The following is a 15,245-nucleotide window of genomic DNA, read 5'->3' on the forward strand; positions in this document are numbered from 1 at the left end:
TTTACGGTTCAGTAACATGGAAGTTTCAGCGGACTTTGGGGAAGAGCTTTGGTCGCGCAACCCCTCACTTTGGACGCGCAACCCCTCGCTTTGGACGCGCAACCCCTCGCTTTGGACGTGCAACCCCTCGCTTTGGACGCGCAACCCCTCACTTTGGACGCGCCACCCCTCGCTTTGGACGCACAACCCCTCGCTTTGGACGCGCAACCTCTCACTTTGGACGCGCGCCTTCTCCCAAACAAAAAACTGCCACGAAAAGTCATTGTTTTGACTTTCCGTGACAGTCCGCACATACAATTCATCCAACTTTTGAACCGTTCCCCGCCTGCAGTTTATACATTTGTGCATACTGTCCGCCGAGCGCAAGCAACTCATCGTGATCGCCTTGCTCGACGATTTCGCCTCGGTCCAATACTAAAATGCGGTCAGCATTTTTAATGGTCGATAAACGGTGGGCGATGATGAACGTCGTCCGCCCCTTCTTCAACACATCCATCGCATGCTGGATGATTTCCTCTGTTTCCGTGTCGATGTTTGATGTCGCTTCATCCAATATTAAAATCGCAGGGTCGAAGGCAAGTGCGCGTGCGAATGAAATAAGCTGGCGCTGCCCTGAAGAAAGCGTGCTTCCCTTCTCCACGACCGGCTCGTCAATCCCACCAGGCAAGTGCTTCAGTACGCGTTCTCCACCGACCGCATCAAGCGCCTCTTGTACTTTTTCGCGTGAAATACGAGCATCTCCCAAGCTGATGTTTGACTCTACTGTTCCACTAAACAAATACGGATCCTGTAATACGATTCCCATATGATCGCGTATTGTTTGGCGCGACATGTTGCCGATATTCATTCCGTCGATCGTTATCTTACCTTTTGATACATCATAGAAACGGAATAGCAAGTTCATGATTGAACTTTTTCCGGATCCGGTATGACCAACGAGCGCAACGGTCTCCCCTTGCTTCGCCTCGAAAGATATATCCTTCAGCACATATTCCTCATCTTTATAAGCGAACCAGACTTTCTCGAATCTGACGTTTCCTCGATACCGGGCAATCTTCTCATCGCTGACTGGCTCCCCTTGGCGATCCATCAGGCTAAACACACGCTCAGCGGCGACAAGTGAGTGTTCAAGTCGCGCAAACTGGTTGACGACTCCGGTAATCGGGTTGAATAGCCGTGTAATATAATCGACGAATGCGTATAGCATCCCGACAGAAATGACACTTTCCGCCGACAATGAAGCACCACCGAAATACCAGATCAGAAAGACGAATGCTAGCGAGCGGATAATGTCGACCAGGTTATGGGACGTCGCCGCTTCGACTTTCAATAATTTACTTTGGTACTTATAATGTTCATCATTCAATTCATTGAATTCGCCATCCATCTGCTTTTCACGGCGGAAAGCTTGGATGATCGTCATGCCGTTGATTGATTCATTAATCATCGCATTCATTTCACTATTTTTGCTCCGGATAATATGGTTCACTTTCGAAGCGAATCTCCGATACAATTTCATCCAGACGTATAGTACTGGCAAGACGAAAAGCGTAATGGCTCCCATTTTCGGATCCAAAATGAAAAGGGCGATGAAAATCCCAAGCATATACATACCGCTAATTGCAAACTGTGAAACGACCGTCACATACAAATTTCGGATTGCTTCTGTGTCATTTGTAATTCGCGCGACGACTTTTCCTGCAGGTAAATTATCGAAATAACGGATCGGCAACGTTTGGATATGCCCATACAATTCATTCCGCATCTTCTGGATAATTCGGTTTGCAGCATTTTGCAGCAATAAATATTGGAAATACCTTAAAACAGCTGTCACTACAGCTAGCCCAAAGAATACAGCCAGCAGTTTAGCGATTGGTGTAAAATTGATCGTCTTATCAACCGCCTCGGCAATATGATCGTCAATGATCTTCTTTGCAATCATCGGTCCCATTAGATCTGCTGCAACAGCAAATCCAAGAAGGACCATTCCTGTAATTAAAAGCTTCTTATAATCAAGCGCATAACGCACTAAACGTTTTCCAGTACTCATATTATTCAACCTCCCCGATCTGCTGGCGGTCGAATTGCTCTTTATACCATCCGTTATTCGCAAGCAAGTCTTCATGTCTTCCTTCTTCAATAACACGCCCATCGTCAAGTACGATGATCCAATCCGCATGTTGGATTGCAGATAAACGGTGTGTTGTAATGATCGTCGTTTTCCCTGACCGTTCCGACTGGATGTTTTCAATGATCTTCGCTTCTGTCTTCGCGTCAACCGCTGAAAGCGAGTCATCGAGAATAAGGATTTCAGGATTTTTCACAAGAGCACGAGCGATTGAAATACGCTGCTTCTGACCACCTGACAATGCAACGCCTTTCTCTCCTACAAGTGTATCAAGTCCTGAAGGCAGCATCTGTAAATCTTTTTCAAAATGAGATAGACGGATTGATTCGGCAATATCTTCCTCCGTCGCTTCCGGACGTCCAAACAGGATATTATCACGAACAGAACGCGAGAAAAGTACATGGTCCTGTGGTACGTATCCAATCCAATCACGGACTTGATCCTTCTTCAACGATTGAAGGGCAACATCCGAAAAGACGATTTCCCCGTCCCCTGCAGGATATTCACGCAACAGTTGCTTGACGAACGTCGTTTTCCCGCTTCCCGTCTTTCCGACGATGCCGAGCGTCTGCCCACGGTCCAACTGAAGCTCGATATGATCCAAATTGACCGCATGTGACATTGGATACGTGAAGCTGACATCATTGAAGCCGACACTTTCCGGCTGATCGATATCGACTGGCTTATCAGGATCTTTCACATCTTCCTCATAATTCAACGTCTCCATAACACGATCCAAGGAAGCATTTCCTCGCTGCAATACGTTTATCAACTCACCGATTGCAAACATCGGCCAAACGATCATCCCTAAATAGACATTAAATGTGACTAGGTTTCCTAGCGTAATTTCCTCAGCAGACACTAAATAGGCACCGTACCCGAGACCAATCATATATGTCAGCGCTGTGAGCACTTTCGAAAAAGGCATGAACAACGCGTCGATTTTTTCGACATGCATATTCTTCTTGTACACATCTTCCGTCATATCCGCGAAACGTTGCTCCGTAGCGCGCTCTTGTACGTATGCACGAACGACCCTGACACCTGCCACAGCCTCTAGCACATTGTTATTCAAATCACCGAATGCCTCTTGGGCTGTCATATACCGTTCGTGGATTTTCTTTCCGAGGACTTGCAATATATAGGCTAAGATTGGCAATGGCAAAATTGCTGCTAATGTCAATTTCCAAGAGACGACGAATCCCATTGTAATAATGAGCGTACCCAAATACGCAGTCGAGTCGACGAGCGTCATAATCCCAAAGCCTGCAGTTTCCGAAATCGCGCGAAGGTCATTCGTCGAACGCGCCATTAGATCCCCAGTCTTGTTTTTCTCATAAAATGTCGGAGTCATTTTAAGGAAATGGCGCATAAGCCGTGTCCTCAGTTGCCTTTCAATTACATATGCTCCTCCGAAAAGCTGATACTGCCAGACGAAGTTTCCGACATACGCTACAAGCATGATGAGAAACATCGCTCCGATGAATAGTGCAAGCAGATGCGTAGTCATCGTCTTCGTATAAATGGCGTCAATCGCCTGCCCGATCAACCACGGCGGTAAAATAACGAGCACATTCGCCACCATTAAAAGGACAAGTGCTACTGTATACCTTTTGCGATTTTCCTTGAAAAACCACTTTAATTTAAATAATACTGAAAACATACTTTCAACCTTCTTCCTTCAAATCTTTCAACTATCCACTTTCTAGAGATTCCTTCTTTAATAGTTTCCGTTGCTGATTGATAATTTTCATAATCAGCGCTCCTTTCCTTCATTTTTTTATATCTCACACGTATATGACGTGGAAACACCAAATATTCCTTCTAAAGACAAAAAAGCACACGCCTTTTAACATAAGCGTGTGCTCAAAAAAAGGGACGACTAAGTCATGCCGCCCTGGTACATTTCATAGAATAGAGAAAGAGCAGGTCAGCACGGGATACATATTTGATTGTTTTTTGATAAAAAGGACTTTTTTCATTTTCCGCACCTTCCTCACTATTTCGATTTTCGAATAATTCAACAGTACCACTGATAATTTCCATTTGTCAATACATTTCTGCACAATTTACATCCATTGTTTTAATACATGGCAATCGGGTATTAAAAACTATACCACTCAAAGTATTTGATGAAGTGGTCATCTACTGGTTGTTATTGATGTGCGGCAAAGTTCATCAACAGAACCCCACGGCAAAGTATATATAGAAATGGGCATGCCAGGAGAACGTTTCCTGGCATTTTTCATTGTATGCGCGAGTTGCAGCTTAAAATGCATCATCCTATGAACAAATGGGATAGTGCTCCTAATATTGCCGTAATCAGTACTACGAGCCAAGGAGCCATTTTATAATACATTAAAAGACCGAAAGCGATGATTGCAATTCCAAAATCGACCGGCTGGCCGATAGCGCTAGTGAATACCGGGTCATAAAGCGCTGCAAGCAAAATTCCGACGACCGCCGCATTCACTCCTTTTAAGGCTGCTTGAATTCCAGGCTTTGATCGAATTGCCGACCAAAATGGCAATGTGCCGATGACAAGCAAGAATGAAGGCAAGAACATTGCAATTACCGCAACCGCAGCCCCCGACGGTCCATTCATTAACTGTCCCAAATAACCGGACAATGTAAAAAGTGGCCCAGGTACCGCTTGTGCCGCCCCGTATCCTGCGATGAACGTCTCAGCGTCCATCCAGCCAGCTGGCACGACTTCCCGTTCCAGCATCGGCAATACAACATGTCCTCCTCCAAAAACAATTGAACCGACCCGATAAAAAATATCAAAAATGGCCAGGAACGTATTTTCAATGAAAGTCCTAATCGCCGGAACGATGATAAGAAGTAAGAAGAAAATTGCCCATGCCGCCACTCCCGTCTTCTTTCCAAATGAAAGATCGATTGACTCCGGCTTCGGCGCCTTTTCTCTCCGATATAACATATACCCGACAATACCAGCTCCAACGATGATGGCGATTTGGCCAATCGCAGTCGGAATCAATAATGTCAAAACTGCCGCAACGATAGCAAGTGATATTCTCGGCCGATCCGGCGTCAATGATTTGCTCATTCCGACTAGCGCATGTGCGACTACAGCAACTGCAACAATCTTCAATCCTTTAATCCACCCGATATCGAATGTTGCTGACGATGAAATTAGCCATGCGAATGCCATTAGCAGCAATACAGACGGCAATGTAAAACCAATCCAGGAAAGAATCCCTCCGAGTAACCCCCCTCTCATCAATCCGATTGCAATTCCGACTTGCGAGCTTGCAGGGCCAGGCAGGAATTGGCATAACGCCACGATATCCGCATACATTTTATCGTCAAGCCATTTCTTTTTCTTTACATATTCATCTCGGAAGTAACCGATATGGGCCGCGGGACCTCCGAAAGATGTTAGTCCTAATAGTAGAGATGTACGCAAAATCTCTGTTTTACTATTCCGTTTCTTCAAATTAAAACCTCCGATCATTTCATCCATTATACAAAACTTAGGCAAAACCATTTGTTTTTTTCTTGTAAATAATTTATCATTATCTTAAATACCCATTTTAATTTTACAGGAGGTGTGCACTTTGTTCTACCCCTCATTCGGGCGCGGGGCAAAGTAAACTTATTTGGACATTGCCATACGATTGGCAGCATTTGCTGCCTTGATCGCACTCACCGCATTTTTTGTTGCGAGTGAATTTGCAATAGTGAAAGTACGAACAACACGGATCAACCAGCTTGTTGCGGAAGGGAACCGCCGGGCGATTACAGCAAAAAAAATCATTAGCAATCTCGATGAGTATTTATCTGCTTGTCAATTGGGAATAACGATAACTGCTTTAGGTCTCGGTATGCTAGGCGAACCGACCGTCAAACTACTTATGAAGCCAGTATTTACCCAATTTGATATTGCCCCGAATGCTGCGACCATCCTTTCTTTCATCATCGCATTTACAGTCGTAACGTTTTTACATGTGGTAGTAGGTGAATTGGCTCCTAAAACGATCGCAATTCAGCGAGCGGAAGCCATTACGCTGGCATCAGCGAAACCGCTCATATTTTTTTACTTCATTATGTACCCTGTCATTAAAGGGATGAACGGATCGGCACGTGCCATTATCCGCCTTTTCGGTTTCAAACCAGCTTCAGAATCGGAAATGGTCCATTCTGAGGATGAGTTGAGGATGATCTTATCTGATAGCTTAAAAGGTGGAGAAATCAACCAGTCGGAATATAAGTTTGTCAATAAAATATTTGAGTTCGATGATCGGCTCGCCAAAGAAATCATGGTGCCCCGTACTGAAATGATGACAATTGAGAAAGACGTCACTTTGAGGGAAATGTTTGAATTGATGGGTGTTGAGCAATTTACAAGATACCCGGTCACAGACGGCGATAAAGACCATGTCATCGGCTTGGTGAATATGAAAAACTTATTGACAGCTTACATTAAAGATCCTGAAACAGGAGATCAGCCTGTCAGCGAATATATGCAACCAATCATCCGGGTCATCGAATCGATGGCAATCGGTGATTTATTACTTAAAATTCAACGCGAACGGATTCATATGGCCATTCTGATGGATGAATACGGCGGAACTTCCGGACTCGTGACAATTGAAGATATTTTAGAAGAGATTGTCGGAGAAATCCAAGATGAGTTTGATATGGACGAAGTGCCTGAAGTACAGAAAATCAATGATAACCATTATATTTTGGACGCAAAAATGTTAATTGAAAGCGTTAACGATGTACTCGATATTGATATTAATGAAGAGGATATCGATACAATCGGAGGATGGTTCATGTCGGAACGTTTCGAAGCTGTTCCGGGTGAAAAAATCATTGAACAAGGCTATGAGTTTACTGTGAAAGATGTTGAAGGACATCATATCCTTTACTTGGAAGTCATGAAAAATGAAAAAACGAATGGATCTGCTGACCTGCAGATCGAAGCGTAACTATAGTAGATAAAAGCTAAACGGCATCCCATTTTGAGGGATGCCGAAGAGTGTAGACAAAGTCGTTTTCAGACTTTGTCTACACTCTTTTTAAGGCAAGTGACAATGGGCAGGAATTTCCCCAGCCTGATTGAAAACGCTTGTCAGCCTAGGCGTGAAGTCGAGCGAAGACGCGAATAGAACTAAAGTTCATGAGCGGACGAGCGAGACGAGCAACAACGGATGCGAGCGTTTGTCAACAGGCTGCGGCATCCCATTTTGAGGGGTGCCGTTTGTCTGTATTATCCTTTCTTATACTCCACTCGATACACATCATGCCTGCGGTCTTTCAACTGTTTTACCGTTCCATCTTGGCGTTGTCTTCGCAAAATTTCAAGATCCACATCACCAATTAACACCATTTCCAAATTCGCATTCGTCTCTCCTACAATTCCATCCCTCGCAAATTCAAAATCAGAAGGCGCAAAGATGGCTGATTGTGCATATTGGATATCCATGTTCTCCGTTTGCGGCAAATTGCCGACAGTTCCAGAAATCACTGTGTAAATCTGATTTTCAACTGCCCGGGCCTGTGCACAATACCGTACGCGTAAATAGCCTTGTCGGTCTTCTGTACAAAAAGGAGTGAAGATAATATTCGCCCCTTTGTCCGTCGCAATGCGCGCAAGCTCTGGAAATTCGATGTCATAACAGATCTGGATGGCAATTTTTCCGCAGTCTGTATCAAAAACTTTTATTTCATCGCCTTGGCTGATTCCCCACCATTTCCGTTCATTCGGCGTAATATGGATCTTATATTGTTTCTCAATCGACCCATCCCTTCTGAATAGATAGGCGATATTGTAAATTTCCTCATCATCTTCCTCAACAAAATGGGAGCCTCCGATAATATTCACATTGTATCGGACGGCAAGATTCGTGAACAATTCAATGTACTGTGGTGTGTATTCTGTCATTTTCCGCACGGCCCTGCTTGGAGAAGGTTCATCCAAGAACGACATGAGCTGCGTCGTAAATATTTCAGGAAAGACGACGAAATCCGAGTTTGCATCAGACGCAACATCCACAAAGTACTCGCATTGATTTGCCATTTCTTCGAATGAAGATATTTTTCTCATCAAATATTGAACAACACAAATACGTACCGGATAGCTTGTCTTATAATGCCGCTTCGTCGTCGCCTTATAATCGACATTATTCCATTCCATCAATGTAGCGTATCTTTTTGATGCCTTGTCATCAGGCAAATAATTAGGATTGATCCGCATAAGCGTGAAATCATTTAGTAGCTGGAATGTGAGGACGGGGTCATAAATTTTATGTCGCGTTACCGCTTCTACATATTCACGGGCAGACATTTCCGCAGCATACCGATGATAATTCGGGATTCTTCCCCCGATAATTATAGACTTCAAATTCAATCGTTGTACAAGCTCTTTCCTCGCCTCATACAGCCGTTGCCCTACCTTCATTCTCCTATAATCCGGATGAACCATCACTTCGATGCCGTATAGGTTATAGCCTTCAGGATTGTGGTTCGTTATATAGCCATGCGCGGAAATATCATCCCACGAATGCCGATCATCGTATTCATCAAAATTGATGATCAAGCTTGAACAGGATCCGATAATTTCCCCGTCGAGCTCAGCAACGAACTGCCCTTCCGGAAATATGGACAGATGGCTTTTCAAATGCCCCTCTTCCCACGGATCCATGCCCGGGAAACATACTTCTTGCATCTTCAAAATCTTTTCGATGTCATCCTCTTTCATCTCCCGGATGATCATGCTCATTTCAAATGATGATAAATCAATTTCTTCACTCATCCACTTCACCCTTTCTACATAATATGTACCCATAATCAATGAAGTAAAGTCATCTAGTTACGAATATTTTACATGAATACACCTTCCCCGTATAATCAAGGTGGAGTCGTAGGAACAGGAGTTGATCGTATGCACAAACGCTTGGAGAACGGACTTGTTTTCATTTTCACTACTTCCCTCATCGCAACATTAGGATCTTTGTACTTTTCAACGGTACGCGGATTTGAACCTTGCACACTATGCTGGTATCAACGTATCTTCATGTATCCGATCGTGTTGATGTCCGGCGTCGCTTTATTCCAGAAAAACGCAAAAATTGCATTGACGGCAGCTGTTTTTTCGATTGTCGGCGGTTCCATTTCAATCTACCATTACGGACTGCAGAAACTGCGTTTTTTACAAGATAGTGCGCCCGCTTGCGGAGATGTATCCTGTACAGGACAGTATGTGAACTACCTTGGATTCATCACAATTCCGTTCATGGCTTTAACGGCATTTGTGCTGATCCTCATTACAAGCCTTTTCTTATTGAAATGGCAAAAGGAGTCTAATTGAATTGAAGAAATTACTTATTATCGGCGGTGTCATCGTCGCCATCTTCGCTTTAATCATCGTATTGAATAACCAATCCAACAAAGAAAAGCTGAAAGATAATCCATATGGAACAAACAAACTTGACCAGGCGACAATCGATTTGCTTGGAAATGAAAATTACAGCAATATTATCTTACCAGATGACCTTTACGAAAAAGTGACGTCCGGTGAATCTGTTACTGCGTACTTCTTTTCTCCAGAATGCCCATATTGTATGGAAATGACACCAATCCTTATGCCGATTGCGAAGGAAAAAGGAATTCACGTGTATCAGTACAATATGCTTGAGTTCCAACAGGAATCTCAGCCATACGGCATTACATCTTGGCCGGCATTAATACATTATGAGGATGGAAAAGAAGTTGCACGTTCCGTTGGCTTGCCAAAAAATCCCGAAGAAGATATCCGAGCCTTCTTCGATGCGTACGATAAAGAATGATGGAAAAGCATCATACAGCCTTCCGTTATCAGATAATCCGAGACGGACAGACGATTGAGGAAATTCTTCGGGACGATTGGAAAGCAGGTAAGAAGACAGTTCATCAAATGAGAATGGAAAAGGCTGTTACGGATACAGCCATACAGCCTGTCGACTGGCGCACGCCTTTGGCAGCAGGGACAGAACTCGTTTTTCACTTTAAGGACGCCGTGTCCTCCTATAAACCGGATGATACAGCGGAAGTTTCCATTTTATTCGAAGATGAGCATATCATCGCCGCTACGAAACCGGCTGGCATAGCTATTCATCCCGATGAGAACGATGAGGGCGGGACTTTCATGAATTCCATCATGGCGCATGTCGCAAGCAATGGCGGAGCTTATGCAGAGCATATCCACCGTCTTGACAAAGGAACGGAAGGAATCGTGCTCGTTGCGAAGCATCCAATTGCAAAAGCACTTTTCGACCGGATGATCGAGGAACGTGCCATTACACGAAACTATCACGCAGAAGTGGAAGGACGCTTGAAACGGATGCGCGGGACGCTACAATATCCGATTGGGCGGGACCGCCACCATCCAACGCGCCGCCGGGTATCTCCTGGCGGACAGGATGCCATCACCCGCTACCGTGTCATTGAACGAAATGATGACACAACACTTGTGGAGGCAAGCCTTGAAACCGGAAGAACCCATCAGATCCGGGTACACTTTTCCCATATCGGACATCCTGTCAAAGGCGATATACTTTATGGTGGAAGTGAAACTGCAGATGGCAACTACCGTTTAGTGGCAAAAAAGGTTTCTTTCGAACATCCTTTTACTAATGAACAGACTACGATAGAAGTTATATAAAAAAACGCGGAGTAAATGAACAATTCATTTATTCCGCGTTTTTTAATTGGTATTTTACGCCTCGTCATACGTTTCCGGATTTGTACCCGTTCGCTCGTTGAGATTCAGGCAATCGATTTTCATCATATCCTCCAACGTCAACTCGAAGTCGTTTACATCAATGTTTGACTCAATGCGGGATGGTGTCACCGATTTAGGAATGACAACCAAACCATGTTGCAAATGCCATCTGATTATGACTTGGGCAGGCGTCTTTCCGTATTTCATTCCAATCTGCATCAACGTCGGTTCGTCCATAAGCCTCCCTCTTGCCAATGGCGACCATGAAGTGATGACAATGCCATGTTCGTTGCAGAAGTTACGTAGTGGTTCCTGTGTAAGCCGAGGATGCAATTCGATTTGATTAACCATAGGCTTCACATTCGCGATATTGAAAACCTGCTTAAGATGATGGATATGATGATTGGATACTCCTGTAGCCCGGATCAGTTTTTCATCATAAAGCCGCTCGATTGCACGATATGTGTCCACGAATGTATCGGACACTGGCCAATGGGTTAAGTAAAGGTCCAAATACTCCATACCGAGCCTTTCCAATGAGGCTTCAAATGCTTTTAACGTCGCATCATACCCTTGATCAGTGTTCCACACTTTTGACGTGATGAATAGCTGCTCACGCGGAATTCCCGATTGCCGGATCGCTTCGCCTGTCTCTTTCTCATTTTCATAGATTGCAGCTGTATCAATAGCACGATAGCCGACTTTTAAGGCATGTGAAATCGCTTGTATCGTCTCTTCCCTGTTAGTCATTTTATAAACGCCAAGACCGAGCTGAGGCATTTCTACTCCGTTTGTCAGTGTCACCTTACTGTCGAAAGAATCCAATCCACTCTCCTCCTATCTTGTTTCTGATTATATTGTACCTGTATTTCATAATTTTGACGAATAGAGATAATCAATTGTTAATAAGAATGACACAATTTTTCAGTCCAGTCATTTCATTTTCTAACTTATTAGGGTATACTAATTGAAGGACTACTGATTTTACAGGAGGTACATCTGATGAATCTTATCCTTATCATGGGCGTTTGCTTCGCTTTCCTTTCTGCAATCCTTACAGGCGGATACGAAGATAAACCAGGTAAAGTGAAAAAATAAGTAGTAAAAACGGGACATGCCATAAGTGGCTGTCCCGTTTTTTATCATCCTGCTTCGGGTGACAGCTTACCGCCACCCTCCGCTTTTGTTTATTTCAATTCTAAAAATGACTGCTGCCGTAGCGCTTCGTAAATAAGAATCGCAGCTGTGTTGGATAAGTTTAATGATCTTATATGATCATTCATCGGTATGCGCAAGCAGTTTTCTTTGTTCTGTTCAATCACTTCGTTAGGTAGGCCTGTCGTTTCTTTCCCGAAAACGAAGAAGATGTCCTTGGAAGGATCCGAAAAATTAAAGTCTGAATACGTCCGTTCCCCGAATTTCGTAATGAAGAAAAACTGTGCCTCAGGATATGCGTCAAAAAATTCTTGTATCCCTTCATGATACGTAATATCTACGTATTGCCAATAATCCAACCCGGCACGCTTGAGCATCTTATCATCAGTGGAAAATCCGAGTGGTTTTATAAGATGCAATTTTGTTCCTGTTCCGGCACATGTACGAGCGATATTGCCTGTATTCGCGGGTATCAATGGTTCAAATAATGCGACATGTATTGCCATTTCAGCACTTCCTTTAGATAATTTCCAATACTTTTTCCATCTCGATCCGTACGTTCGGATCCTCTTCTGTATGCAATGCCTTCTCAACCGCTTCAATGCCTTCGTTCGTCCCAATTTGTCCGAGTGCCCATGCAGCTGTTCCGCGGATGACCGGACGTGGATCTTTCACAAGTAGTTCCGACAAAGTAGGTACAGCAGTCTCGTCCTTGAAATGAGCAAGTGCCAAGATGGCATTCCGCTGTATCGGATTTTTGCCTCTCCAGGAACCCGACATATGTCCGTACGTTTCCTTGAATTCACGATTCGACAAACTAAGCATCGGTACGAGGAGCGGCTTCGCCAATTCGGGCTCAGGTTGAAACGCCGGCTGGTGAAGATTATATTTACCTTTATTTTTCGGGCATACAGTTTGGCACGTATCGCAGCCGTATACCCTATTTCCGATTTTTGCACGGAATTCTTCAGGTATAGGCTTTTTCGTCTGTGTCAAAAAGGCGATGCATCGTTGTGCATTGAGCTGCCCTCCTTGAATCAAAGCCCCAGTAGGACAGGCATCTAAACAGAGCGTACAATCCCCGCATTGATCCTCCATCGGAACGTCAGGCGCAAACGGGATATTCGTAATCATTTCCCCTAAATACACATACGAACCGAATTCAGGTGTGATCACTGAACAGTTTTTACCGGACCAGCCAATTCCCGCTCGGACGGCCACAGCCCGGTCAACAAGTTCTCCTGTGTCCACCATCGAACGCATTGTCGCATTTGGCATCTTTTCGGATATAAACGATTCTAAGAGCTGCAGCTTTTCACGAAGAACGTGATGATAATCCATTCCCCACGATGCCCTCGCAAATATGCCTCGCCGCTCTCCCCTCTTTCCTTTTGGCGCCTCTGCCATTTTAGAAGGGTAAGCGATCGCTATGGAAATAATGCTTTCAGCGCGATCGAGCAACATGAGTGGCTCTGTCCGTTTTTCAACATCACTTTCTTCGAAGCCGGATTGATAGCCCAATTCCTGCTGACGTCGCAGCCTGTTTTTTAATTCGAGAAAAGGAGCGGCGGTTGTAAAGCCAATTTTATCGATGCCGATCATAGCTGCATATTCTTTGATGGACGACTGTAGATGAGCGACATTCACAACATTCCGCCTCCTTTATGATAGGATTGATGAAAAGATAACAAAGGTGATGAGGATGAAAATAACTTTAAATAAACATCTATTGAAGCAGATGCCCGGATTGAAATTGGGCATTATCCATTATACCAAAATTACAGTGTCTGAATCTCCTCAAATGCTAAGAGGAAGGCTTCAATTATTCCAAGAACAGCTCTTTTTCGAATTGGACACCAAACCTCTGACTGACTTTCCTGGCATTAAGGAATGGAGAGAGACCTGGAAAGCTTTTGGAGCGGATCCAAACCGATACAGACCATCCGTGGAAGCTCTTTACCGAAGAATTAAGAAGCAGAATTACTTGCACACTGTCCATACTGCGGTTGACCTCAATACATTTTTCTCTCTCCAATATGAAATTCCTGCAGGCATTTACGATGCAGCTAAGCTTGTCGGAGATATCCAATTAACCGTTGGCGGAGAAGAAGATGGATATGATGGTTTGAATGGACGTTTCAACTCACTTCACAACATCCTTCAATTAAAAGATGAATACAGCCCTTTCGGCAGTCCTTATGTAGACTCTATCAGAACGGCCGTGACGGAAGAGACGACGGATGCGCTGCACGTTCTATTTCTCCGACCTTCTATGGATAAGGAGGAAGCTTTGAAACTGACTACTGCATGCGGCAATATGTTTACGTCCATTAGCGGAGGAGAGGCGTCTTGCTATGTAATTGATGAAGAAAGTCCTTCCGTGCTAGTGAATGGAAAGGAACCATTCACTTTTTGAACACATATGGACGATTGACTAGCAATACACGACTCCAACCCATGGAAAACGCTCCTATCCACGCGAATGTGGAAGGAGCGTTTATTAAATGTGTACTGGATACCCAAGGCCGGACTTGAACCGGCACGCCTCGCGGCATCGCATTTTGAGTGCGACGTGTCTGCCATTCCACCACTTGGGCATAATAGAGTGTATCAAGAACATTTATTACAATAATGTAGAAAGAGAAAAGATGCAACCAGGGTTGCATCTTTTCGACGTGGATACCCGAGGCCGGACTTGAACCGGCACGCCTCGCGGCATCGCATTTTGAGTGCGACGTGTCTGCCATTCCACCACTCGGGCATAACAACAAATTACTTACAGCATACATGAAGTATGGAGGCGGCAACCGGAATCGAACCGGTGGTAAGGGTGTTGCAGACCCGTGCCTTACCGCTTGGCTATGCCGCCGTAAGAAAGTTGGAGCGGAAGACGGGATTCGAACCCGCGACCCCGACCTTGGCAAGGTCGTATTCTACCACTGAACTACTTCCGCAAAAACTGGGGTAGCTGGATTCGAACCAACGAATGACGGAGTCAAAGTCCGTTGCCTTACCGCTTGGCTATACCCCAAAGAATAAATGGGGCGGACGAGGGGAATCGAACCCCCGAATGTCGGAACCACAATCCGATGCGTTAACCACTTCGCCACGACCGCCATAATAATTATTTTTTTAAAAATTGTAGATTGCATAGAATGGGGCGGACGAGGGGAATCGAACCCCCGAATGTCGGAACCACAATCCGATGCGTTAACCACTTCGCCACGACCG

The 15,245-nt window shown here is 44.5% G+C and carries 12 protein-coding genes and 6 tRNA genes; 5 read left to right on the forward strand and 13 right to left on the reverse strand.

Going from position 1 to position 15,245, the window contains the following annotated elements:
• Window positions 1–298: 298 nt before the first annotated feature.
• The 3 genes from ACTHPA_RS11315 to chrA form a co-directional block, all read right to left on the reverse strand.
• Window positions 299–2,050, reverse strand: coding sequence for an ABC transporter ATP-binding protein (locus tag ACTHPA_RS11315; protein ID WP_440500366.1), 1,752 nt, complete (start codon window positions 2,048–2,050; stop codon window positions 299–301).
• A gap of 1 nt (window position 2,051) precedes the next feature.
• Window positions 2,052–3,791 carry an ABC transporter ATP-binding protein gene (locus tag ACTHPA_RS11320; RefSeq protein WP_440500367.1) on the reverse strand — a complete coding sequence of 580 codons (1,740 nt, stop codon included), beginning with the start codon at window positions 3,789–3,791 and terminating at the stop codon, window positions 2,052–2,054.
• 615 nt (window positions 3,792–4,406) lie between these two features.
• Window positions 4,407–5,588, reverse strand: coding sequence for a chromate efflux transporter (chrA, locus tag ACTHPA_RS11325; protein WP_440500368.1), 1,182 nt, complete (start codon window positions 5,586–5,588; stop codon window positions 4,407–4,409).
• A 163-nt stretch (window positions 5,589–5,751) separates the two neighbouring features.
• Here chrA and ACTHPA_RS11330 point away from each other — a divergent pair, with 163 nt between their 5' ends.
• Window positions 5,752–7,086: a hemolysin family protein gene (locus tag ACTHPA_RS11330; protein ID WP_440500370.1), complete on the forward strand. Its 1,335-nt coding sequence runs from the start codon at window positions 5,752–5,754 to the stop codon at window positions 7,084–7,086.
• A 281-nt stretch (window positions 7,087–7,367) separates the two neighbouring features.
• Here ACTHPA_RS11330 and ACTHPA_RS11335 read toward each other — a convergent pair whose 3' ends face one another.
• Complete coding sequence (locus tag ACTHPA_RS11335; protein WP_440500372.1) at window positions 7,368–8,912, reverse strand: GNAT family N-acetyltransferase; 1,545 nt, start codon at window positions 8,910–8,912, stop codon at window positions 7,368–7,370.
• 129 nt (window positions 8,913–9,041) lie between these two features.
• On the opposite strand from ACTHPA_RS11335, the gene ACTHPA_RS11340 reads away from it, so the two are divergent.
• From ACTHPA_RS11340 to ACTHPA_RS11350, 3 genes are read left to right on the forward strand one after another with little or no spacing between them, the layout of a single operon-like run.
• On the forward strand, window positions 9,042–9,467 hold the full coding sequence (locus ACTHPA_RS11340; protein WP_440500373.1) for a disulfide oxidoreductase: 426 nt from the start codon (window positions 9,042–9,044) through the stop codon (window positions 9,465–9,467).
• Between the two features lies 1 nt (window position 9,468).
• A complete protein-coding gene (locus ACTHPA_RS11345) occupies window positions 9,469–9,945 on the forward strand; it encodes a thioredoxin family protein (RefSeq protein WP_440500375.1) in 477 nt (158 codons plus the stop codon).
• A complete protein-coding gene (locus ACTHPA_RS11350) occupies window positions 9,945–10,799 on the forward strand; it encodes an RluA family pseudouridine synthase (RefSeq protein WP_440500376.1) in 855 nt (284 codons plus the stop codon). The genes ACTHPA_RS11345 and ACTHPA_RS11350 overlap by 1 nt, the downstream gene beginning before the upstream one ends.
• A gap of 54 nt (window positions 10,800–10,853) precedes the next feature.
• Here ACTHPA_RS11350 and ACTHPA_RS11355 read toward each other — a convergent pair whose 3' ends face one another.
• The 3 genes from ACTHPA_RS11355 to queG form a co-directional block, all read right to left on the reverse strand.
• Entirely contained in the window at window positions 10,854–11,639 is a 786-nt protein-coding gene (locus ACTHPA_RS11355) for an aldo/keto reductase (protein WP_440500392.1), read from the reverse strand.
• Window positions 11,640–12,046: 407 nt separating this feature from the next.
• The gene (trmL, locus tag ACTHPA_RS11360) at window positions 12,047–12,520 is read right to left on the reverse strand and encodes a tRNA (uridine(34)/cytosine(34)/5-carboxymethylaminomethyluridine(34)-2'-O)-methyltransferase TrmL (protein WP_440500378.1); all 474 of its coding nucleotides are present in this window, start codon (window positions 12,518–12,520) and stop codon (window positions 12,047–12,049) included.
• A gap of 13 nt (window positions 12,521–12,533) precedes the next feature.
• Window positions 12,534–13,661: a tRNA epoxyqueuosine(34) reductase QueG gene (queG, locus tag ACTHPA_RS11365; protein ID WP_440500380.1), complete on the reverse strand. Its 1,128-nt coding sequence runs from the start codon at window positions 13,659–13,661 to the stop codon at window positions 12,534–12,536.
• A gap of 55 nt (window positions 13,662–13,716) precedes the next feature.
• On the opposite strand from queG, the gene ACTHPA_RS11370 reads away from it, so the two are divergent.
• Entirely contained in the window at window positions 13,717–14,430 is a 714-nt protein-coding gene (locus tag ACTHPA_RS11370) for a B3/B4 domain-containing protein (RefSeq protein ID WP_440500381.1), read from the forward strand.
• A gap of 100 nt (window positions 14,431–14,530) precedes the next feature.
• Here ACTHPA_RS11370 and ACTHPA_RS11375 read toward each other — a convergent pair.
• The 6 genes from ACTHPA_RS11375 to ACTHPA_RS11400 all read right to left on the reverse strand — a co-directional run bounded on the left by ACTHPA_RS11375 (window position 14,531) and on the right by ACTHPA_RS11400 (window position 15,130).
• Window positions 14,531–14,611: transfer RNA gene (locus ACTHPA_RS11375), tRNA-Leu, on the reverse strand.
• 83 nt (window positions 14,612–14,694) lie between these two features.
• Window positions 14,695–14,775: transfer RNA gene (locus tag ACTHPA_RS11380), tRNA-Leu, on the reverse strand.
• A 34-nt stretch (window positions 14,776–14,809) separates the two neighbouring features.
• Window positions 14,810–14,883, reverse strand: a tRNA-Cys gene (locus ACTHPA_RS11385).
• Window positions 14,884–14,893: 10 nt separating this feature from the next.
• Window positions 14,894–14,968: transfer RNA gene (locus ACTHPA_RS11390), tRNA-Gly, on the reverse strand.
• 5 nt (window positions 14,969–14,973) lie between these two features.
• Window positions 14,974–15,045, reverse strand: a tRNA-Gln gene (locus tag ACTHPA_RS11395).
• Between the two features lie 9 nt (window positions 15,046–15,054).
• Window positions 15,055–15,130 (reverse strand) — tRNA-His (locus ACTHPA_RS11400).
• Window positions 15,131–15,245: the final 115 nt, after the last annotated feature.

This window comes from Sporosarcina sp. SAFN-015, from assembly GCF_051966875.1.
Classification (GTDB): domain Bacteria; phylum Bacillota; class Bacilli; order Bacillales_A; family Planococcaceae; genus Sporosarcina.